We start from the raw sequence: 20,385 nt of genomic DNA on the forward strand, positions 1-20,385 counted from the left end.
AGCCAAGGGCGGGCAGCGTGGCTTGCCCGCCCTCGACAGCTCTGCTCGGATGGCCTGTCGCCCGGATCAGGCGGACCACTCGTCGGCGAAGGTCTCCAGTTGGCGGAGCACGTCGTCGATGGCGTCCTTCTCCTCCTCGGGCGGGTAGCCGTGGCAGGCCAGGAGCCGTTTGATGATGGAGCGGAGCTTGGCCTGGACATCATCGCGCCGCCCAGTCCGTGGTCAGGTTCCGGCGGACGGCCTTCACCAGGTCCCGGGCGATCGCGGCGAGCTTCGCCTCTCCTGCCGTCTTATCGCCGCCGCCCCCGCGAAGGACACCACCCAGCAGGCGAAGGTCGGTGACCAGATCACCCTCACCGGCATGGACGGTGGGCTGAAGGTCGCCGTCACCCTTGTGAAGGCCGTCCGCGATGCCAAGGGCAAGGACATGTTCTCCCAGGCGGCGAAGGGCAAGCGTCTCTTCGCCGTCCAGCTCGCCCTCAAGAACGTCGGCACCGAGACCTACCAGGATTCCCCGAGCAACGGCGCCCTCGTCTTCGACGCCGACGACCAGCAGTACAACGCCGACTTCCGCGAGGTCGCCGCCGGCCCGTCCCTCAGTAGCTCGCTCAAGCTCGCTCCGGGGCGCAGCGGCCGCGGTTTCCTCGTCTTCGAGGTGCCCGCCAAGGCCAAGGTCACCCGCTTCCAGCTCGCCCTCGACAGCGGCTTCGCCGATCAGTCCGGCGAGTGGCTGCTGAAGTGAGACCAGCCCCTTAAAGAGCAGGTAGATCGACTTGAGAAACCCTTCGGGCGGCAAGGCCGCTCTGGCATGGTTGTGCCGCCCGGAGGGGGTGTGGCGTTTACCGGATTGGTTAATACTGATAGACAGTAGGAGGCCGAGAGCTTGGAGGTGTTCTTTGCCGACGGTCACCTGGCCGCGCTCTGCGGATCGCACCGGGGCCTGCGCGCCAAGTACGGGGACGCGGGTGCCAAGAAGGTCCTTCAGAGGCTCCGGCTTCTACGACAGGCCGAAGATCTCGATGAGATCATGGCCGGTCCCGGTAAGTGCCACCCCCTCAAAGGGGCTTACTACCAGGACTGCCACGCGCTGCGGCTCCATGGAGGGTTTCGGCTGGTCTTCCGGCTGATGACGGACAAGGAGAAGGCGGAGGCAGGGGTCATCACGCAGAACTCAGCCCTTGTGATCCAGATCATTGACTACCACGAAGGCTGAACCAGGCCGGGAGGAGCCGAGAACCATGGCGGGCGCGGTCCAGTTTCATCCTGCGAGCGAACCTGATTTCGCCGTCCCTCCGGGAGAGAGCATCCGCGAGTTCCTGGACGAGCTGGGGATGTCCCAGCGCCAGCTCGCATCACGCCTCGGCTTGAGCCCCAAGCACGTCAACCAGCTCATCCAGGGGCTGGTCTCGCTGAGCCCTGAGGTGGCCACGCGGTTGGAACTCGTCACCGGTATGCCCGCCAAGTTGTGGAACCGGCTGGAGGCCGACTACCAGACCGCCCAGCAGCGTCTCAGGGCCAGGGACGACCTTCAGGAGCTCACCGAGTGGCTGAAGGAGTTTCCCCTCAAGGAGATGCAGAAGCGAGGCGTTCTCCCCGACCGGCCGGACGACCCGGTGAGCCGGGTCCAGCAGCTCCTCGCGTTCTTCGGCGTCGCTCACGTCTCGACCTACCGGGAGCTCTACCAGCGGCCGACCGTCTCCTTCCGCCAGTCCAAGGCATTCGAAGCCGACGAGGGCTCGGTGGCCGTCTGGCTCCGGATCTCCGAGCTGGCGGCCCATGACGTCCGCTGCCGGCCATTCGACCGCGATGGCTTGGAGGATGCGCTGGAGACGTTCCGCGAATTGACGGTACGGCCCTTCCGAGAATCGTTGACGGCGATGCGTGAGATCTGCGCCCACCACGGCGTCGCCGTCGTCATCGTCCCGGAGGTCAAGGGGGCACGGGTGTGCGGGGCGACGAAGTGGCTCAACTCCGAGAAGGCGATGCTCGTCCTCAGCGGGCGATACCGTACCGCCGACCAGTGGTGGTTCACCTTCTTCCACGAGATCTGTCATGTCCTCCACCACGGCAAACAGGGCATCTGGATCGAAGACAGCCGACTCGACGGCGACCCCAAGGAAGAAGAAGCGAACCGCTTCGCCCGCGACCTTCTGATCCCACCCCGGGAAGCCCGCCGCCTGCCCTCGCTGAAGACCCTCGCCTCAGCGCAGCGGTTCGCCGACGAGATCGGCATCGCCCCCGGGATCGTCGTCGGCAGACTCCAGCACGAAGGCCTCCTACCGTTCCACCATGGCCGAAAACTCAAGGAGGCCATCGAGCTGAGCGACTTCGCCGACGCCTGACCAGAGCTGAATAACCCGATCCGCGCGCGATGCACGATTCTGCGAGTAGAGCCGGCTGAGGGCAGGAGTGTCTCGTGAGCCGACTCATGCACTCGGCGGGCGGCTCCTCGGCTCGTCTTCCTGAGCTCTACAGGTCTGAGGCGATCAGGCGGCGGGCGGCGGTCCTGGCGCCGTCGGTGCGCGTCTCGGCGGCGACGGTCCGGGCGCGGGCCGCCACGTCGGGGTGGAGGACCTGCCGGAGGGCCCCGATCAGCGAGTCGGCGGTCGGCGTGACGGGCGGGTGGCCGGTGCCGATGCCGAGGCGGTCGACCTGCCGCGCCCAGTAGTGCTGGTCGTAGACCTGCGGGATGACGAGCTGGGGCGCTCCGGCCTGTGCAGCCGCGGTCGTGGTGCCCGCCCCGCCGTGGTGGACGACGGCGGCGACCCGCCCGAAGAGCTTCCGGTGATCGACGTCTCCGATGGACAGGCAGTCGGGGGCGTCGCCCGCCAGAGACAGGCCGGACCAGCCACGGGAGACGATCACACGGCGTCCGAGCGCGCGGGCCGATTCGACCATCGCTTCGGCGAGGCCCCGCGGGGCGTGCATGCGGCTGCCGAGGCCGAAGTAGAAGGGCGGTTCGCCGGCCTGGAGGAACTCCACCAGTTCGGGAGGCAGCGGACGCCGGTCCGGCAGGATCCAGGCGCCTGTCTGGACGACGTCGCCGCCCCCGGGCCAGGGCGCCAGCACCGGATCGGCGGCCAGCCAGGGCCGGTCGGTGAGGATGTGGCCGCGCACGTCCTCGACCGGCGCCAGGCCGAGTGACGCGCGGTGGGAGCCGAGCGCGTCACCGAACATGGCGTTGAAGCGCGCCGCGTCCCGCGCCCACAACTCGTCGTCGCCGACCGTCGCGGGAGGCTGTCCCGGCATGGGCGGCGGCGCGTGGTGCGGCGACGGCAGGACCGCCGGGCAGTAGGCGGCGAAGACGTAGGGGATCCCCATCAGCTCCGCCACCGAACGGGCGGCCACCTGCAGGGCCGTCGCCGCGACGATGACGTCGCAGCCCCTGGCCGCCTCCTCGATCGTCCCGAACTGGGCGGCGACCGAGTCCCGGGCCAGCCGGCGCAGCTGCTCCGGCGAGGGCGGCGCCGACGGAGCGTCCGCGGACCGGCGCAGCTCGGGCCCGGCGGGGGTGACGGGGATCGCGAGACCGTCGATCCAGTCGCGGAAGTCCGGAGGCACGCACAGGTGGACTTCCTGGCCGAGCCCCCTCAGCTCCAGCGCCAGCGCCACCAGCGGCTGGACGTCGCCGCGCGTCCCGATGGTGGACAGCAGAAAACGCATGTGGATTCCCCCTGGCTTCGTTCGCGGCCCGAATGACCGCATGGCGAATATGAGCCCGCATACGCATGCGACCGGCTTTTTCCGCGCCGATCCGGCTCACGGCCACCGATTCTGAAGCAGCACCGGGGCCTTGCCGCAAGCCCCAGGTGCAGCTATACCTTGAAAGTGGCGACGAGAATGCAGCGCTTCTGACGGAGCCTTTCTGAACACGGGCGCTCACCGCAGCCGTCCGGCCCCGGCGTAAGGAGCCCATCGAGCCCGCCTACCGGGCCGAGCCACCCGTCGCTCCGTGAGCGTCCCGGGCGGCGGTCACCCCAGCATCAGGTGACCGTACAGCGGTACGGCCGCCAGCCAGCCGACGGCCGTCGCGGCCGTCGCCCACGGGGAGCGGAGGAACGCCGACCCGGTGATGACGAGGGCCGTCACGACGCAGGCCACCACGACGGGCGCGAACAAGCGCTCATGGAAGTCGAGGAGCAGGGTGGTCAGGGCCACCGCCGCCAGGGAGCCGAACACGCTCCAGACCAGCCGGAACGGGTGGAGCCGGTGAGGGGTGAGCCCGCTGCCGAGGGCCACCGCGCCGCCGGCGACGGCCATCGCCAGCCCGCAGGAGTACGACACGAGCCACAGCTGGTCGGGGGACGCCCGGAAGGACTCCCAGATGATCCAGAACGGCCAGGTCGGCAGCGTCCCGGCGAGGAGCGCCGCGGCCGGTTGCCGGATCGGCGGCACCACCATGGCCCCGGCGACGGCGATCAACAGCAGGTAGGCCAGATAGGCCTGGGGGAGGACGAAGCCCCGCCCCTCCGTGGCCACGACGAACACGGCTCCGGCCGCCATCGCGAACAACAGGCCGATGCCCGCGAAGAACGTCCAGACCGTGTCCGGCACGCCTGAGGGGTGTTCCGCCGTGTTGCTCCGCGTGTCCGGGCCGGTCATCGCGAGGCGGTGGCCGCCGCCCGGCGGGACGTGCGCGGGCGGGTACAGCGGGATCGGCGGCAGGAGATCCGTCGGAGAAGGCGGACCGGTGTCGACGGGCATCGGGGCGCGGGTCGGCACGAGCAGGGCCTGGAGGGCGTCGCGCATGGCCGTCGCGGAGGCGAAGCGCTCCTCGGGGGCCTTGGCCAGCGCGGTCATGACGATCCGGTCCCATTCCGGCGCGAGGCCGGGACGCAGCGCCGACGGCGGCTGGGGTGTCCGCTGGAGGTGGCCGAGCAGCACCACGGTCGGCGAGTCCCCGGTGAACGGCGGACGGCCCGTCAGCAGCTCGTACAGGACGCACCCCAGGGAGTAGAGGTCGGACGCGGGCAGCGCGTCCTCGCCGTTGGCCTGTTCGGGCGACAGGTACGCCGGGGTTCCGATGAGCATGCCGGTGGCGGTCAGCCGGGTGGCGGTGTCCGACAGCAGCCGGGCGATGCCGAAGTCCATCACCTTCACCCGCGGCCGGACCCCCGCCTCGTCGAGCATGATGTTGGACGGCTTGATGTCGCGGTGCACGATCCCCCTGGCATGGCAGTGCTCCAACGCGTCCAGCACATCGACCGCCACGGACGCCACGTGTTCGGGTTCCATCGCCGCGCCGCCGGCGGCCTCGGACATCGTCCGTCCGGCCACCAGCTCCATGACCAGGTACGGCGCGTCCCCGTCCTGCCCGATGTCGTGCACCACCGCGACGTGCGGGTGCGACAGCCCGGCCGCCACCCGCGCCTCCCGCTGGAACCGGGCCAGGAATCCGGGCTGCTTCGAGAACTGCTCGGGCAGCAGCTTGACCGCCACGTCCCGGCCCAGTTCCAGGTCGGTGGCCCGGTAGACCACGCCCATCCCGCCGCGTCCGAGTTCCTCCTCCAGCGCGTACCGTCCCGCCAAGACCCGCACCGACACCTCCACGGACACCCGGACAATCCAAAAGAACAATAATGTCTAAATGGATTCGGCGGGCCGGGGCGGCCGGGCGCCGTCGGCCCGTACGGTGCCGCCAAGAATGTGTGTCGGGTGCGTCCGGGTTCGTGCGCGGTAGGCTCGCGGCGTGGACGACCCGCAGTGGACGCGACGGGATCCGGGAGTCACCAGCCGGGATGCGCCGGGGGCGCACACGGGAGGGGACTCCCTGGTGCGATTGCCGGGGGTGCTGGGTTCGCGGTTCGCGGTCGAGGGGGAGTTGCCCGTCCAGGGGGCCGAGTCCGACCTCCTGCTCGTGCGGGAGCACTCCGGCGGCGACGAGCGGTACGTCGTCAAGATCTACCGGCGCGGGTATTCGGCGGACCGCGAGGTGTGGGAGGTCCTGCCGCGGTTGACGTCGCGGCATGTGGTCCGGGTGCTGGAGACGGGGCACGCGGACGGGCGGGACTACGAGATCCTCGAATACCTTCCCGAAGGCAACCTGCGGGACCTGTCGCGGGGGCGGCGGGTCGATCCGACCACGGCGGTGGCGCAGCTCGCCGAGGGGTTGAAGGCGCTGCACGACGTGGGGATCGTGCACCGGGACCTCAAACCCGAGAACGTGCTGGTGCGCGGGAGCGAACTCGTCATCACCGACTTCGGGCTCAGCCGGGTGCTGGAGCAGAGCGTGGTGTTCGCGTCCTCCTCGCGGACGCTGGCGTACGCGGCGCCGGAGTCGCTGTCGGGGCAGGTGTCGCCGGCGCGGGACTGGTGGTCGCTCGGAATGATCGCGCGGGAGCTGATCACCGGGCGCAAGCCGTTCGACGGGCTGAGCGAGACGGTCGTCGTCGACCATCTGGCGACGCGGGCCATCGAGAACGACGACGTGCAGGACCCTCATCTGCGGCTGCTCTGCCAGGGGCTGCTCACGCGGGATCCGCGGCGGCGGTGGGGCCACCCGCAGATCATGGAGTGGCTGCACGGCGGGACTCCTCCCGTCCCGGACGAGGCCGTCGAGCCGGTGCGGCCGTATGCGCCGCCGCAGCCGTCCAGGCCGTCCTCGACGGCGGGGACGGGCGGGCTGCCGCTCGACGTGGACGCGGCCGCGGACGCCTACCGCGCCGAAGGAAGAGCCGCGCTGTGGGAGCGGCGGGAGAACGAACGGAAAGAAGGACGGAGCGCCGCGCGGGTGCGGGCCGTCCTGTGGTCGCTGGCCTTCCTCGCCCTGTGGAGCGCCGGGAGTTTCGCGATCGCGGCGATGGCCGGGCAGGCGCAGCCCGGTGAGACGGCGAGCGTCGGCGGGGTGCAGCGGGCCGCGGCGGTGCCGCTCGGGCTGATGCTGCTCGTGGGCGCGGGCGCCTGGCTCGTCTCGGCGGCCGTCGAACTCGCGCTCGCCCAGCAGCAGGGCTCCGACTACCTGGCGGGCGGGCCGTGGGCGGCGCTGGCCAAGGGCGGCAGGCTCGTCAGCGGCGGGTTGTCCAAGACTTCGCAGGCGATGTCGAACACGGCGCGGCGAACGGGTGCGCGCGGGTGCGGGATGGCGCTGCTGGCGGCGACCATCCCCCTGCTGATCCTGTTGATGCTGGTGTCCGTTCTCAGTTCTCTGGCCTGGCTGCTGTGGCTGCTGCTGGTCGTGGCGGCGACCGTCGGGCACGCGCTCGGCGGGGGTATGCGAAGCCATCGGTGGCGTGAGGCGAACTCCGAGCGCCGCCGGGAAGTCATAGAAGGCTGACTCCGTGTGCATCGGGGCGCATCAGGAAGGGGCACCAGTTGAGCAGTGGCGTGGAGGCGGAGATCGTCCTGGACGCCGCGGTGATCGCCAGCCTGGGGATGAACCGGCTGCTCGGAGCGGGTGCGAACGCCGGGTCCAAGACCGCCGAGGTGCTGGCGGCGCTGGCGGAGAAGAAGGCCGGCGGACGGGCCGAGGCACTCGCCGAGGTCGAACGGTATGAGCGTGCGCTGCGGGAGGTCATCGACCGGAACGCGAGGATCCGCGCTCTCGGGGATGTGCTGCGGCGAACACACCAAGAACACGGTGTCGTCCTGTCCGTGCCGCTTCCAGCGGAATTGAACTTCACCGGCGCAGAGGACTACGGCGAGCTCGTCACATGGTGCGCGGCCGTCGACGAAGCGCTCGACAAGGCGGAACGGGCCATCGCCGAGGAGCTCGGACGGCTCGTGACGGCTCAGCTGAAGACGCCCGCGAACCGCAGCGAAGACCTCTCCCGGGTGCTGTCGCGGTTGCTGCCCGACACCTCCGAGGCCGACCGCCGACGCGTCCAGGAAGCCGCCGTACGCGTCGCTCAGGCCACCACCGACGCGGAGGCCGAGGCGATGCTCAGCGAGGTGCGTCTGCGCGTCCAGGAGGCCGGTAAGAACGTCAAGGCCGAACGCGAACGCCTCAAAGCCTGGGCGCTGGAGCAGGACAGGCTCGCGCAGGCCGAGGCCGAACGCCAGTACATACTGGCGACCGTCACGAAGACCTTCGAAGAGCTCGGCTACCAGGTGGACACGGGCTTCTCGACGTTCGTCCCGGTGGAGGGGTCCCTGCTGCTCACCCGCTCCGAGTGGCCGGACCAGGCCGTCCGGATGCAGCTGGACGACTCCACTCTGCGCGCCAAGATGATGCGCACCCGCCCCGCGTTGAGCGAGGACGACCGCCGCCGCGACGCCGAACGCGAACGCGAATGGTGCGACGCCTTCGAAGCCGCCAAGGAAAGGCTGCGCGAGGACGGGCTGGACATGGCGCTCACGTGGCGTCTGGAGCCCGGCGCCGAGGAACTCCCCCTGGGTGCACAATCGACGACGACCACCACGCAGAAGAAGAACAAGCCGAGGGAACGCCGACTTGAGCACTGACCAGCCCACACTCGGCGGCCGCCTGATGGGCTGGCCTCCGTTCATCCGCGAACTCGACGCGACCCTGTCGGTGCACTCGCAGTACGTCCTGTCGGGCAACCTCTACGACAGCTTCCTCTTCCCCAACAGCGGCGAGATCGCGCTGCTGCCGCTGCGCGAACTGCTGTGGGAGGCCCTGCAGTCCAGCGGGTTGTCCTGCATGTTCATCTACGACCTGGTGGACGGCCTGCGGGTCTTCCCCGAGGACGACGACGCCCTGGCCGCCGCCGAGAAGCTGCTCGGCAAGTGGGACGCCAAGCCGTCCCTGGAGGGGCTCACCAAGCATCTGGAGGCGCTGGCCCGGCCCAAGGAGCAGATCCGCGCCGCCTTCCTGATCGAGGGCGCGTCCCGGATCGCGGCGTCCCCGACCGAGCTCCAGCCGCCGGAACGCGACTTCTTCCGCTTCTGCGAGAAGCTCTCCCGCACCGCCCGGCCCGTCCGGGCGCCGGGGGTGCGGCCCAAGCCCTTCTACAACCCGATCCTGTGGCTGGTGGAGCGTCCCGGCGACCTCCCGTCCTGGCTGGTGGCCGAGAACGACTCCATCCGCGAACTGACGCTCCCCCGCCCGCACCTGGGCGACCGGCAGGTGACGGCCCGGCTGCTGGCCCGCGCCTTCGCCGCCGACCCGGAGGCCGACCAGGCGGCCGCCGAGGCCTGCGACGCCTTCGCCGAGCAGGCCGACGGGCTGACCCTCCAGTCGATGATCGAGGTCACCCGTCTGGCCAAGGAGCGCAACGTCGACCTGGCCGACCTGCCCGACGCCGTCCGCACCTACAAACTGGGCGTCCTGGACAACCCGTGGTCGCGCGGCCACCTGCGCCGCCGGGTGCTGGAAGGGGAGCGCCGGGTGCCCGAACGGGTCCTGGGACAGCCCCAGGCCGTCACCAAGACCCTGGACATCCTCAAGCGGGCGGTTCTCGGGCTGTCCGGAGCACAGGCCACCAAGTCCGGCTCCCGGCCGCGCGGCGTGCTGTTCTTCGCCGGCCCGACCGGCACCGGCAAGACCGAACTGGCCAAGTCGATCACCGAGCTGGTGTTCGGCGACGACTCGGCCTACCTGCGCTTCGACATGTCGGAGTTCTCCGCCGAGGGCGCGGGCGACCGGCTGATCGGCTCCCCGCCCGGCTACATCGGCCACGAGGCCGGCGGCGAGCTGACCAACGCGGTGCGCGAGGACCCGTTCCGGGTGATCCTCTTCGACGAGATCGAGAAGGCCCACCCCCGGATCCTCGACAAGTTCCTGCAGATCCTGGAGGACGGCCGGCTGACCGACGGCCGGGGCCACACCGTGCACTTCTCCGAGTCGATCCTGATCTTCACCTCGAACCTGGGCTCGGCCAAGGTCGTGCCGGGCCTGGGCTACGCCGAGATCGAGCACCGGATCAAGGGCGCGATCTCCGAGCACTTCACCTCGACGCTCAACCGTCCGGAGCTGCTCAACCGGCTCGGCGACAACGTGATCGTCTTCAACTTCATCGGCGCCGAGGCCGCGTCGAAGATCTTCGACCTGCAGCTGGCGAACATCTGCCGCCGGGTCACCGAGGAGCACCGGCTCAGCCTGGCGGTGAAGTCCGAGGTGATGGGCACCCTGCGCGAGTGGTGCACGGGCGAGCTGGACAAGGGAGGCCGGGGCATCGGCATGGCCCTGGAGTCGCACTTCGTCAACCCGCTGGCCCGCGCCCTGTTCGAGCTCGACCTGCCGTCCGGCACGCGGATCACCGTGCGGGGGATCAGGCGCGAGGGCAGCATCGTCGAGCTGGAGCTCGACTCCGCCGACCCCGATCCCCCCGCCGAGGAGTCGTGAGCGCCCGCGGCGGCGAGGGCGGCGGCTCGGTCAGGCTGGCCAAGCTCCACCATCCGGTGACCGCGCTGGGCCCGGGAGTTCGGGCCGGGATCTGGTTCCAGGGCTGCACCCTGGCCTGCCCCGGCTGCCTGTCCCGGGACACCTGGGAGACCGACGAGAGCCTCCGGGTCCCGGTCTCCTCGGTGCTGGAGTGGGTGGCGGGCCTCCCTGAGGTCGACGGGGTCACGATCTCCGGCGGAGAGCCGTTCCAGCAGGTCGGGGCGCTGCGAGAGCTGCTGGAGGGGCTGTGGGAGTGGCGAGGATCACGTACATTGGACATCCTGGTCTATTCCGGATATGTAATCTCGAGGCTCTCGCGGAATCCGGAGTCGCGGGACATCCTTAAACTGTGCGACGCTGTGGTGACCGGTCCGTACGTGGAACGGCTCAACGACGGATCCCCGCTCCGGGGATCGGCGAACCAGCAACTCATACCGCTGTCCCCTCTCGGGCGCCGGCGGTACGGGTCGGACGAGATGGACGGGCGGCGCATGCAGGTGTGCGTCGAAGACGGTGCGGAAGGACGGCGGGTGTACTACATCGGCATCCCGCGCCGAGGCGACATGGATCGTCTGAGCGCGGTGCTGGACGGGGCGGGAGTACGAGCCGGGGAGGCCTCATGGAGACTCTGACCTGCGAGGTCTGTCAGACCCCGCACAATCCTGGCGACCTGATCTGCATGACCTGCGGGAACAACCTGACCCGCGGGCGCCGTCGGCGCCCCGCTCCGGCGGAGCAGCCCTACGCGTCGCAGCCGGGTCCGGCGGGAGGCTACGGGCAGCCTCCGGCACAGGACCCCTACGGGCAGCCCGCCCAGTACGGCCAGCCGCCCGCTCAGGACCCGTACGGGCAGCCCCAGCAGGGCTACGGGCAGCCCCCCGCCCAGGACCCGTACGGCCAGCCCCAGCAGGGCTACGGCCAGCCCCAGCAGGGGACTCAGCCGGGCTACGGGCAGCCTCCGGCACAGGACCCCTACGGGCAGCCCCAGCAGGGCTACGGGCAGCCCCCCGCCCAGGACCCCTACGGCCAGCCCAACCAGCTCGGCCAGCAGGCCCCGCAGGGCGGCTACGGGCAACCCGCGGCACAGGACCCGTACGGCCAGCCGCAGCCGCCGGACCCGTACGGTCAGCCCCTCGGCCAGCAGGCCCCGCAGGGCGGCTACGGCCAGCCTCCGGCACAGGACCCCTACGCCCAGCCCCAGCAGGGCCAGGGCCCGCAGCAGGGCTACGGCCAGCCCCCCGCCCAGGACCCGTACGGGCAGCCCCAGCAGGGCTATGGGCAACCCCCGGCACAGGACCCGTACGGGCAGCCCCAGCAGGGCTACGGGCAACCCCCGGCACAGGACCCGTACGGCCAGCCCCAGCAGGGCTACGGGCAACCCCCGGCACAGGACCCGTACGGCCAGCCCCAGCAGGGCTACGGGCAACCCCCCGCCCAGGACCCGTACGGCCGCCGTCCCGGCCAGTTCGACCCGCCGCCGGCCCGTGACGGCACACTGATGCAGCCGGACCAGCGGCAGCACGGTCACCCGCACCAGGACAGCACCGCCGCGATGTGCCCGCACTGCGAGAGCGTGCTGGCCAACCCCGCGGCGGCGCAGTGCAACGTCTGCCTGAAGCCGCTGCGGCCCGGCGGCATGGGTCCGGCCCTGCGGCTGAGCTTCCCCACCGGGGAGCTGAAGGTCATGCCGGGCCAGCAGCTGATCCTCGGCCGTGACGCCGGCCAGTCTCCGGCCGCCTCCACGTTCACCCAGTACGACAACGTGTCCCGCAAGCACGCGACGGTCTGGCTGGACCCGGCGGGCGTGGCCAAGGTCCGCGACGAGCGCTCCACCAACGGCACGTTCGTCAACGGCGAGCGGCTCTCCCCCGGCGTCGAGGCCTTCCTCCAGGACGGCGACTCGCTCCGGCTGGCCGCCGACGTGACCGGCACCGTCCACCTGGGCTGACCCCGTCGGTCCGGGGGTCGGCCCCCGGACCGACGAATCGGGGTCAGGCGTTCCTCGCTCCACCGTGATCGCCTGACTCCGGACCGGAAAGTTATGGATCTTACCTTCAGGCGGGTCCGAACTGTCACAGCCTGTCTATACGATCTCGTCATCAGACGAAGGCGAGATGACTTTGCGGCGTTCCCTCCCTGTCCTGACCGCGTTGACCTGCGGCCTGGGCGTGCTGCCCGGCCTGCCCGCACGGGCGGCCGCTCCACCGGTCGAGGCCGTCCTCACCCTGTTCGCCGACCCGAAGGCGATCGCGGCGGGCGGTGAGGTGCGCCTGAGCGGAACGCTCCAGGGCAGGACCGAGGCCGGCGACGTCATCCCGATCCCGGGCGAGGCCATCGAGATCGACAACCTGAACACCGTGGAGGACGACGGCCTCGACGCCCTCACCCGCACCGACGGCTCCTACTCGGTGACGGCCTCCCTGCGCGAGACGGGCACCTTCCGGGCCCGGTTCGAGGCGGACGGGCAGAAGGCCGACAGCCCCCGGGTCCAGGTCCGGGTGCTGGCCACGGCCGTGCTCCACGACTTCGGGGTCTCCTACTCCCCCTCACGCAGGTTCAAGGCGACCGGCCGGCTCACCCTGAGCGCCGGCCCGAACGACGACCCCACCCGGATCGACGTCTCACTGCAGTACTCCCCCGACGGCAGGCGCGGCTGGCGGACGGTCACCCGCACCCGCCCCGACGCCCACCGCGGACTGCGTTTCGGGCCCTTCACCCACGCCCCCGGCTGGTGGCGGCTGCGCTTCCCGGGCGACGAGCACTACGCCCCGGCCACGAGCACCGTCCGCAAGGCGTGGCGCTGGAAGACGTCATTCGACGCGCTCACCTTCACCCCGCGCCGGATCAAGGTCGGAAAGAAGATCACCGTCTCGGGTGTGCTCTACCGCACGGGCGCCAAGCGCAAGGGCCGCTTCCCCTACGCCCGCCAGAAGGTGGCGGTGATCTTCCTGTGCGGGAAGACCTGGCGGGTGGCGGCCAAGGGCCGCACCGACGCCAAGGGCAGATTCAAGATCAAGGCCGGTACCTGGTGCGACGCCAGGTACCAGGTCGTCTTCGACGGCACCGCCAAGGGCGACACCCTACGCGCCTACTCCAAGTCCGCCAAGATCGACACCCTCGGCAGACCCACCCTGAACTGACGACCACCCGGCGGAACTCCGCCCTCCCGCTCTCCGGCACCGGGAGGGCACCGCCTCTCAGCCGAAGTCCCAGGACAGCCATTCGTCAGTGGAGATCGTCACCCCGAAGTGCCCGGGCAGCTCTATCTCCTCACCGAACTTCCACGACTCCTCCTGCAGATACGCCCCCGTGGCGGAGTCGGGAATCGAGTACAGAACGGCGGAGGCGATCCTCGGGTCACGGTCGACCAGCAGATAGTAGGGAACACCGCATCGCGCGTAACCACGCCACTTGCCACGCCCCTCTGCTCCCTTCGCGGGACACCGGTCGACCTTGGCGTTCGAAGGCGACGTCACCTCGACGGCCATCTCGACCTGGTCGGAGACGAGTCGGCGCCGCACCTCCCCTTGCAACGCCTCCCGGGAGATCTGCTCATCCAAAATGATCAGATCCGGGATGTAGCCCGCCTCGATCCCCACCATGTCCAGACCAGTGGACGAGCAGAGCCACGAGAAGGACTCATCCAGGACTTTCGCCCGGTTGAAGGCGAAGATGATCGCATGAATGATCCGGTCACGCCCGAAGGCCGGTGCACGCGACACGACGATCTCCCCGTCGATGACCTCGGTAGAGAAGAGTTCGGGGAGATGTAGGTAGTCCTCGAGTTCACCACGCAGCCACATGCCGTACGGCGTGTCCTCTTCGGGCATCGAGACGGAGTACTCCGGCGGAACCGAGACAGCTACCATCTGCGCACTTCTCCTCACGCTCAGCTCCCGTCATCGTAGGACCCGCCGTCTCTCAGCGTAGTCAGAACGCAGCGAAAAAGCCCGGCTCCCCGAAGGGAGCCGGGCTCAGACCGACGCTGACCGCTCTCGCAGACCGAGGCATATGGCGTCTGCTCAAACAAAATCCCAGGGGAGCCATTCGTCGGTGGGAATGATCACATCGAAGTGTTCAGGCAGGTGGATCGCCTCTCCGAACTTCCACGACTCCTCTTCCAGGTACGCCCCTGTGCCGGCGTCGGGAATCGAGTACAGAACGGCGGAGGCGATCCTCGGGTCACGGTCGACCAGCAGATAGTAGGGAACACCGGCCCGCGCGTAGGCGCGCCACTTGCTGGGCCTGGCCCTCCCTTTGGCGGGGCGGCGGTCGTTCGCCGCGTTCGAGGGCGACGTGACCTCGACGACCAGCTCGACTTGGTCGGAGACGAGCCTGTGCTCGCGCGCCGCCTCCCGGTAGATCCTGGCGTCTATGACCATCAGATCCGGGAGGAGGCCCTGCTCGATCCCGACCATGTCGAGTCCGGTGCCCTGCGCGCAACGCCATGGAAACGAGGGGTCGTTGAAGAGCTTTCCCCGGAACGGCAGCCCGATGCCCTCGATGATCTGGTTGTGGCCATGAGCCGGTGCACGCGACACGACGATCTCCCCGTCGATGACCTCGGTAGAAAAAAGTTCAGGGAGATGCAGGTAGTCCTCGAGCTCACCACGCGACCACATGCCGTACGGCGTGTCCTCCTCCGGCAGGGAGACGGAGACCTCCGACGGAAACGAGATGGTCACCATACGATCACTTCCCATCACGCTCAGCTCCCGTCATCGTAGGACGCGCCGTCTCTCAGCGTAGTCAGAACGCAGCGAAAAAGCCCGGCTCCCCGAAGGGAGCCGGGCTCGGATCGACGCGGGTCAGCCGCGCTTGGCCCGGGCTGCCTGGCGCTCGCGCTCCTTGGTGTCCAGGATGACCTTGCGGAGGCGGACGGCGGTCGGGGTGATCTCGACGCACTCGTCGTCCCGGATGAACTCCAGGGCCGCCTCCATCGACAGCTTCTTCGGCGGGACGAGGCGGTCGAACTCCTCGGCCGTGGAGGAGCGGATGTTGGTCTTCTGCTTCTCCTTGGTGATGTTGATGCTCATGTCGTCGGCGCGGGAGTTCTCCCCGACGATCATGCCCTCGTAGACCTCGGTGGCCGGGTCGACGAACAGGGTGCCGCGCTCCTGCAGGTTGAACATCGCGTAGGTGGTGGCGACGCCGGACCGGTCGGAGACCAGCGAGCCCGTCGGGCGGGTGCGCAGCTCGCCGAACCACGGCTCGTACTTCTCGAAGACCTGGTGGGCGATGCCGGTGCCGCGGGTCTCGGTGAGGAACTCGGTGCGGAAGCCGATCAGGCCGCGCGCCGGGACCAGGAACTCCATCCGCACCCAGCCGGTGCCGTGGTTGGTCATGTGCTCCATGCGGCCCTTGCGGACCGCCAGCAGCTGGGTGACCGCGCCCAGGTACTCCTCGGGGATGTCCACGGTCAGCCGCTCGACCGGCTCGTGCAGCTTGCCGTCGATCTCCTTGGTGACCACGCGGGGCTTGCCGAGGGTCAGCTCGTAGCCCTCACGGCGCATGGTCTCCACCAGGATGGCCAGCGCCAGCTCGCCGCGGCCCTGCACCTCCCAGGCGTCCGGGCGCTCGGTCGGCAGGACCCGCAGCGAGACGTTGCCGATGAGCTCGCGGTCGAGCCGGTCCTTGACCAGGCGGGCGGTGACCTTGGTGCCCTTCTCCCGGCCGGCCAGCGGGCCGGTGTTGGTGCCCAGCAGCATCGAGATGGCCGGCTCGTCCACCGTGATCAGCGGCAGCGGGCGCGGGTCCTCGGGGTCGGCCAGAGTCTCGCCGATCATGATGTCGGAGATGCCGGCGATGGCGATGATGTCGCCGGGGCCCGCGGACTCGGCGGGCTTGCGCTCCAGGGCGTCGGTCATCAGCAGCTCGGAGATCTTGACCCGCTCGACCGTGCCGTCGCCCTTGCACCAGGCGACCTGCTGGCCCTTCTTGATCGTGCCGTTGTGCACCCGGCACAGCGCGATCCGGCCCAGGTAGCTGGAGGCGTCCAGGTTGGTGACGTGCGCCTGGAAGGGGGCGTCCGGGTCGTAGGACGGAGCCGGGATGGTCTCCTTGATGACCTGGAACAGCGGCTCGAGGTCGGCGTTGTCGGGCATCTCGCCGTTGGCGGGCTTGTTGAGGCTGGCCCGTCCGGCGCGGCCCGAGGCGTAGACGATCGGGAAGTCGATCTGCTCCTCGGTCGCGTCGAGGTCCATGAACAGCTCGTAGACCTCGTCGATGACCTCGGTGATCCGGGCGTCGGGCCGGTCCACCTTGTTGATCACCAGGATGACCGGCATCTTCGCGCCCAGCGCCTTGCGCAGCACGAACCGGGTCTGCGGCAGCGGCCCCTCGGACGCGTCGACCAGCAGCACCACGCCGTCGACCATGGACAGGCCGCGCTCGACCTCGCCGCCGAAGTCGGCGTGGCCGGGGGTGTCGATGATGTTCAGCAGGAGGTCACCGTGGCGCACCGCGGTGTTCTTCGCGAGAATGGTGATGCCCTTCTCGCGCTCCAGGTCGTTGGAGTCCATGACCCTGTCGTCGACGGACTGGTTGTCGCGGAAGGCTCCGGACTGCCAGAGCATGGCGTCGACGAGGGTGGTCTTGCCGTGGTCGACGTGGGCCACGATGGCCACGTTTCGAAGGTCGTCGCGGGTGGCGATGGGCATGAAGGCACGCTCGGTTTCGTCTCGGGATTCGCCGCGTCCGAGGGTCGTCCGAGGGTCGGAAATCCGGAACCGGGCGGCGCAGATCAGCTGTCTACATCAGATTCTAGTGCGTCTTGACCTGTTGACCCGCCGTTACCGAGGACGCCGGAGGACGCCCCGGCCTTCGGACCGGGGAGGAATCCGGTCGCCCGCTCTCGGCGGGGTGGCAGGTCACCCGCACGGGTGATGCTCGTCCGGGCTGGTCTGGGCCCCGGCCGGCACTGATCGTACGGGACCTGGCGGGCCGTCGGCCGACCGGGCTGCGTGAGCCGGTGATCTCCCGCCTTCGGGCAGGAGAGCGGCCAAGAAGTGTTCCACGTCACCCCGGGCCCCGGGCGGACCCTCTAGCGGCGGCCCGACGACAGCAGATGACGTCGTACCGCCTCGACGGCGGGGAGATCCCCGGGGAGCCAGGCGACGTCGCCGAGTTCGTCCGGGCCCAGCCAGCGCAGCGCCATGTGCTCCAGCGCCTCGGGTTCCCCGGCGGCCAGCCGGGCCGTCCACACGCGCAGCACCTTGCCCTCGCCCAGCGGCCAGTCTCCGTCGATCCGGTCGGCCAGTTCGATGAGGACGCCCAGCTCCTCCTTGCATTCCCGGATCAGGGCGGCCTCGTCGGACTCGCCCGGGTCCACCTTGCCGCCGGGCAGCTCCCAGCCACCCGCGAGCGACGCCGGAGCCGCCCGCTGGGCCGCGAGCAGCCTGCCGCCGGAGATGATGGCCGCGCCCACCACGATGACCATGAAGCCTCCCCCGTAGGTTCCCCGCAACCTACCTTCCGGCGGGGCTCAGATCGTAGGACGTCCGCAACACTTCTTGTACTTGGCGCCCGATCCGCACCAGCAGGGGTCGTTGCGTTCCGGAGGCCAGGGGATCAGTTCCCCCTCGGGGGTCAGGATGCGCGCGGACAGGTCGACGCGCATCTGCCGTTCGATCTCCAGCGGGTCGGTGCCCGCGTAGACGAAGCGGGGGCCGGTCGGCAGCCGCTTGACGCCGCGCTGCTCGACGGGCGGCAGGTAGTCGGCGACCAGGGCCTCCAGCCGGGGGTCGGAGCCGCCGAGGCGGCGGAAGTGCCCGCGGTGGATGAGCACGAGGTCGGGGTCCCAGCCTTCGGAGACTCCCCGCCGCAGGTCCTCGGCCAGCCAGCGGACGGCCGTGTCCCGGTCGCCCAGCTCGCCCGCGAGCACCAGGGTGTTCATCAGCGCGTCCAGCGGCTCGGCCTGCCCGCGCAGTTCCTCCAGCAGCGCGCGGGCCGCGGCGTGGTCGCCGTTCATGGCGTGCAGGTGGGCGATGGCGCCGAGTTCCTCCAGCCGGGCGGACTCGTCCACCTCGATCAGCCGGTAGGTCGCCTCGATCGCCTCGGGGTAGCGCTTCAGCTCGGTGAGCTGGTCGATCAGCTCGTCCAGGTACTCCGGCAGCGTCTCGTCGCCCTTGGCCCGAGGGTCCTCCAGCGCCCGCTGCAGCAGCGCGACGGCCGCCTCGCGCCCCCCGGCCTTCTCGGCCTCCTCCAGGGCGTCGTCCAGGCGCAGCGGTTGGAACAGCTCATCAGGCAGCATTCGCCCAGTCTGCCAGAGCCCCCCGGCTCAGCCGACCGCAGCGAAGCGAGGATCGGCTGAGCCGCCCCGGGGGCCTGGGGGTCGCCCCCCAGACAAGACAACCCGCCGACCGCAGCGAAGCGAGGATCGGCTGAGCCGCCCGGGGGCCTGGGGGTCGCCCCCGGACGGACGGTCAGCCGAGCTTCTCCAGCTTGTCGGCGACGGTCGGGTGCTGGAGCGGGCGGGTGAAGCCGACCAGGGTGCTGATGCGGTAGGGCCTGACGGCGATGGCGGGGCGGCAGGCGGTGCAGCGGGCGACGATCATCTTGTTCTCGCCGATGACCATGCCGACGTGGCCGGGCCTGCCCGGCGCGGTGTTCGGGCCGGAGTCGAAGAAGACGAGGTCGCCGGGCTGCTCCGTGCCGTCCTTGATCTTGACGCCGAACGGCCACTGGTCGAAGGTGACGCGGGGGATGTCGAGGCCGACGTGCTTGTAGGCCATCTGCATCAGGCCGGAGCAGTCATAGCCGTCGGGGCCGGTGCCGCCCCAGATGTAGGGCTTGCCGCGCTGGGCGAGCGCGAAGTCGATGATCCGGGCGACGACGTCGTCGGTGTAGGCGGGCAGGTCGTCGGTGTCCTTGCAGTCGGGCAGCCCGCCCGCCTGGATGACCTTGAACTCGCCGGCGGCGTACTTGGCCGCCCAGTCCAGGACGTCGTCGACGTAGTCCCAGGAGTGGTTGTACTGGAACAGCGCGGTCCGGACCTTCTCCGGCGCCTTGTTGTGCTTGAGGTAGCGGGCGGCGGAGGGGATGGCGTCGGCCGGGTCGTAGCGGTTCTTCGCGCCGTCGCCGTCGCCGTCGACGGCGAAGGCCTTCCATGTCGGCTCCAGGAACTGCATCGGGCCGCCGGCTCCCGCGTAGTTCTCGCCGCTGAGGACGCCCTCGCTCTTGAGCGTTCCGTGGATCGTCTCGACCCGGCCCACCCCGGCCAGGATGTTCCACGGGATCCCGTACTCCTCGCCCGCCTTCTTGTAGAGGGCCAGGTAGTTCTCCGGGATGCCCTTGGCCGCCTCGGCCTCGCCCGGCTGTTCGGCGGCCTCCGCGGTGTCCACGCAGTTGCCCCTGCCGCCTCCCCCTCCGAAGAGGAACTGGGAGGCGCCGAAGAACGTGGGGACGATGAGAAGCGCGAAGAAGAGGGCGGCGAAGACGCTGACCGCGCCGACCGCCAGCAGGCGCCTCCTCATCCGGATTCACCGTCCTGTCCCACTTCGGCCGGGTCGAAGGAGTAGACCTTCCACGATCCGCCGGTGTTCTGCACCGTCACCGCCCACTGCTTGCTGTCCCTGCCGGTGGCCCCGGCCTCGGTGACCTGTTGCACTCCGGTCACCAGGAAGGTGACCGAGGTGCCGCCGATCGTGCGGATGGAGTTCAGCGAGGCGCCGCCCTCCGCGACCGTCTGGTCGATCCTGCGCTGCTCCAGGATCCCGGGTGAGGACGCGGCGGCCAGCAGGTCGTCGTAGACCAGGTCGTTCACCAGCGGCCGGAGCCTGTCGAGATACGTCCGGGGTTCCTCGTCGTACCGGTAGGTCCCGTACCGGGCGACGAACTGCTGGGCCGTGGTGGCCGCGGTCGCGAAGTCCTCCCGGCCGAAGGGCAGCAGCCGGTAGATGTCGAAGCTCTCCGGGTCGACGAGTTCGTCGATGCCCGGCGGAGGTGTGGCGGGGGCGGGCGGCGCGCTCGCCACCGGGGTGTCGTCACGCTCCACCGGTTCGGTGTCGGGCCTGGGCCACCACAGCCACAGGCCCAGCAGCACCAGTGCGACGGCCACCCCGGCGAACACCATCCGCCGCTGACGGTCGTTGTTCAGATCCATG

Annotated in this window: 19 protein-coding genes; 9 read left to right on the forward strand and 10 right to left on the reverse strand. The window is 70.1% G+C overall.

Features of this window, described 5'->3' with window-relative positions:
- Positions 1-66: 66 nt before the first annotated feature.
- Positions 67-177 carry a type I restriction enzyme endonuclease domain-containing protein gene (locus ABGB12_RS03855; protein WP_347675036.1) on the reverse strand — a complete coding sequence of 37 codons (111 nt, stop codon included), beginning with the start codon at positions 175-177 and terminating at the stop codon, positions 67-69.
- 184 nt (positions 178-361) lie between these two features.
- Between ABGB12_RS03855 and ABGB12_RS03860 the strand changes: the two genes are divergently transcribed.
- The 3 genes from ABGB12_RS03860 (at position 362) to ABGB12_RS03870 (ending at position 2,342) form a co-directional block, all read left to right on the forward strand.
- Positions 362-742 carry a DUF4352 domain-containing protein gene (locus ABGB12_RS03860; RefSeq protein WP_347674628.1) on the forward strand — a complete coding sequence of 127 codons (381 nt, stop codon included), beginning with the start codon at positions 362-364 and terminating at the stop codon, positions 740-742.
- A 141-nt stretch (positions 743-883) separates the two neighbouring features.
- Positions 884-1,213, forward strand: a complete 330-nt coding sequence (locus tag ABGB12_RS03865; RefSeq protein WP_347674630.1) for a hypothetical protein — start codon at positions 884-886, stop codon at positions 1,211-1,213.
- Between the two features lie 25 nt (positions 1,214-1,238).
- On the forward strand, positions 1,239-2,342 hold the full coding sequence (locus tag ABGB12_RS03870; RefSeq protein WP_347674632.1) for a HigA family addiction module antitoxin: 1,104 nt from the start codon (positions 1,239-1,241) through the stop codon (positions 2,340-2,342).
- Positions 2,343-2,469: 127 nt separating this feature from the next.
- Here the strand turns inward: ABGB12_RS03870 and ABGB12_RS03875 are convergent, their stop codons facing one another.
- Positions 2,470-3,663: a glycosyltransferase gene (locus ABGB12_RS03875; protein WP_347674634.1), complete on the reverse strand. Its 1,194-nt coding sequence runs from the start codon at positions 3,661-3,663 to the stop codon at positions 2,470-2,472.
- A gap of 309 nt (positions 3,664-3,972) precedes the next feature.
- The gene (locus ABGB12_RS03880; RefSeq protein ID WP_347674635.1) at positions 3,973-5,556 is read right to left on the reverse strand and encodes a protein kinase; all 1,584 of its coding nucleotides are present in this window, start codon (positions 5,554-5,556) and stop codon (positions 3,973-3,975) included.
- 133 nt (positions 5,557-5,689) lie between these two features.
- Here ABGB12_RS03880 and ABGB12_RS03885 point away from each other — a divergent pair, with 133 nt between their 5' ends.
- The 6 genes from ABGB12_RS03885 to ABGB12_RS03910 all read left to right on the forward strand — a co-directional run bounded on the left by ABGB12_RS03885 (position 5,690) and on the right by ABGB12_RS03910 (position 13,422).
- Positions 5,690-7,273 (forward strand): serine/threonine-protein kinase, encoded by a 1,584-nt coding sequence (locus ABGB12_RS03885; protein ID WP_347674636.1) that lies wholly within the window; start codon positions 5,690-5,692, stop codon positions 7,271-7,273.
- A gap of 38 nt (positions 7,274-7,311) precedes the next feature.
- On the forward strand, positions 7,312-8,400 hold the full coding sequence (locus ABGB12_RS03890) for a response regulator receiver protein (RefSeq protein WP_347674637.1): 1,089 nt from the start codon (positions 7,312-7,314) through the stop codon (positions 8,398-8,400).
- Positions 8,390-10,243: an AAA family ATPase gene (locus tag ABGB12_RS03895; RefSeq protein ID WP_347674639.1), complete on the forward strand. Its 1,854-nt coding sequence runs from the start codon at positions 8,390-8,392 to the stop codon at positions 10,241-10,243. The genes ABGB12_RS03890 and ABGB12_RS03895 overlap by 11 nt, the downstream gene beginning before the upstream one ends.
- On the forward strand, positions 10,240-10,914 hold the full coding sequence (locus tag ABGB12_RS03900) for a 4Fe-4S single cluster domain-containing protein (RefSeq protein WP_347674641.1): 675 nt from the start codon (positions 10,240-10,242) through the stop codon (positions 10,912-10,914). The genes ABGB12_RS03895 and ABGB12_RS03900 overlap by 4 nt, the downstream gene beginning before the upstream one ends.
- The gene (locus ABGB12_RS03905) at positions 10,902-12,230 is read left to right on the forward strand and encodes an FHA domain-containing protein (RefSeq protein ID WP_347674643.1); all 1,329 of its coding nucleotides are present in this window, start codon (positions 10,902-10,904) and stop codon (positions 12,228-12,230) included. Before ABGB12_RS03900 ends, ABGB12_RS03905 begins: the two co-directional genes overlap by 13 nt.
- A 166-nt stretch (positions 12,231-12,396) precedes the next feature.
- On the forward strand, positions 12,397-13,422 hold the full coding sequence (locus tag ABGB12_RS03910; protein ID WP_347674644.1) for a hypothetical protein: 1,026 nt from the start codon (positions 12,397-12,399) through the stop codon (positions 13,420-13,422).
- A 57-nt stretch (positions 13,423-13,479) separates the two neighbouring features.
- Here ABGB12_RS03910 and ABGB12_RS03915 read toward each other — a convergent pair whose 3' ends face one another.
- The 7 genes from ABGB12_RS03915 to ABGB12_RS03945 form a co-directional block, all read right to left on the reverse strand.
- The gene (locus ABGB12_RS03915; RefSeq protein WP_347674645.1) at positions 13,480-14,112 is read right to left on the reverse strand and encodes a Uma2 family endonuclease; all 633 of its coding nucleotides are present in this window, start codon (positions 14,110-14,112) and stop codon (positions 13,480-13,482) included.
- 192 nt (positions 14,113-14,304) lie between these two features.
- Positions 14,305-14,967 carry a Uma2 family endonuclease gene (locus ABGB12_RS03920; RefSeq protein ID WP_347674646.1) on the reverse strand — a complete coding sequence of 221 codons (663 nt, stop codon included), beginning with the start codon at positions 14,965-14,967 and terminating at the stop codon, positions 14,305-14,307.
- A 123-nt stretch (positions 14,968-15,090) separates the two neighbouring features.
- Positions 15,091-16,941, reverse strand: a complete 1,851-nt coding sequence (typA, locus tag ABGB12_RS03925; RefSeq protein ID WP_347674647.1) for a translational GTPase TypA — start codon at positions 16,939-16,941, stop codon at positions 15,091-15,093.
- Between the two features lie 383 nt (positions 16,942-17,324).
- Complete coding sequence (locus ABGB12_RS03930; RefSeq protein WP_347674648.1) at positions 17,325-17,720, reverse strand: (deoxy)nucleoside triphosphate pyrophosphohydrolase; 396 nt, start codon at positions 17,718-17,720, stop codon at positions 17,325-17,327.
- A gap of 45 nt (positions 17,721-17,765) precedes the next feature.
- Positions 17,766-18,533, reverse strand: a complete 768-nt coding sequence (locus ABGB12_RS03935) for an SEC-C metal-binding domain-containing protein (RefSeq protein ID WP_347674649.1) — start codon at positions 18,531-18,533, stop codon at positions 17,766-17,768.
- 172 nt (positions 18,534-18,705) lie between these two features.
- Positions 18,706-19,755 (reverse strand): bifunctional lytic transglycosylase/C40 family peptidase, encoded by a 1,050-nt coding sequence (locus ABGB12_RS03940; RefSeq protein WP_347674651.1) that lies wholly within the window; start codon positions 19,753-19,755, stop codon positions 18,706-18,708.
- Entirely contained in the window at positions 19,752-20,384 is a 633-nt protein-coding gene (locus tag ABGB12_RS03945) for a hypothetical protein (RefSeq protein ID WP_347674652.1), read from the reverse strand. Before ABGB12_RS03945 ends, ABGB12_RS03940 begins: the two co-directional genes overlap by 4 nt.
- Between the last annotated feature and the right edge of the window lies 1 nt (position 20,385).

The sequence above is a fragment of the Actinocorallia sp. B10E7 genome (genome assembly GCF_039871655.1).
In the GTDB taxonomy this organism is placed as follows: domain Bacteria; phylum Actinomycetota; class Actinomycetes; order Streptosporangiales; family Streptosporangiaceae; genus Actinocorallia.

Bases quoted from the DNA above. Each gene is read 5' to 3' on its own strand.
- ABGB12_RS03935 (WP_347674649.1), bottom strand. From the start codon at position 18,533: ATGCTGCCTGATGAGCTGTTCCAACCGCTGCGCCTGGACGACGCCCTG.
- ABGB12_RS03930 (WP_347674648.1), bottom strand. From the start codon at position 17,720: ATGGTCATCGTGGTGGGCGCGGCCATCATCTCCGGCGGCAGGCTGCTC.
- ABGB12_RS03915 (WP_347674645.1), bottom strand. From the start codon at position 14,112: ATGCCCGAAGAGGACACGCCGTACGGCATGTGGCTGCGTGGTGAACTC.
- ABGB12_RS03945 (WP_347674652.1), bottom strand. From the start codon at position 20,384: ATGGATCTGAACAACGACCGTCAGCGGCGGATGGTGTTCGCCGGGGTG.
- typA (WP_347674647.1), bottom strand. From the start codon at position 16,941: ATGCCCATCGCCACCCGCGACGACCTTCGAAACGTGGCCATCGTGGCC.
- ABGB12_RS03910 (WP_347674644.1), top strand. From the start codon at position 12,397: ATGACTTTGCGGCGTTCCCTCCCTGTCCTGACCGCGTTGACCTGCGGC.
- ABGB12_RS03860 (WP_347674628.1), top strand. From the start codon at position 362: ATGGACGGTGGGCTGAAGGTCGCCGTCACCCTTGTGAAGGCCGTCCGC.
- ABGB12_RS03875 (WP_347674634.1), bottom strand. From the start codon at position 3,663: ATGCGTTTTCTGCTGTCCACCATCGGGACGCGCGGCGACGTCCAGCCG.
- ABGB12_RS03870 (WP_347674632.1), top strand. From the start codon at position 1,239: ATGGCGGGCGCGGTCCAGTTTCATCCTGCGAGCGAACCTGATTTCGCC.
- ABGB12_RS03905 (WP_347674643.1), top strand. From the start codon at position 10,902: ATGGAGACTCTGACCTGCGAGGTCTGTCAGACCCCGCACAATCCTGGC.
- ABGB12_RS03940 (WP_347674651.1), bottom strand. From the start codon at position 19,755: ATGAGGAGGCGCCTGCTGGCGGTCGGCGCGGTCAGCGTCTTCGCCGCC.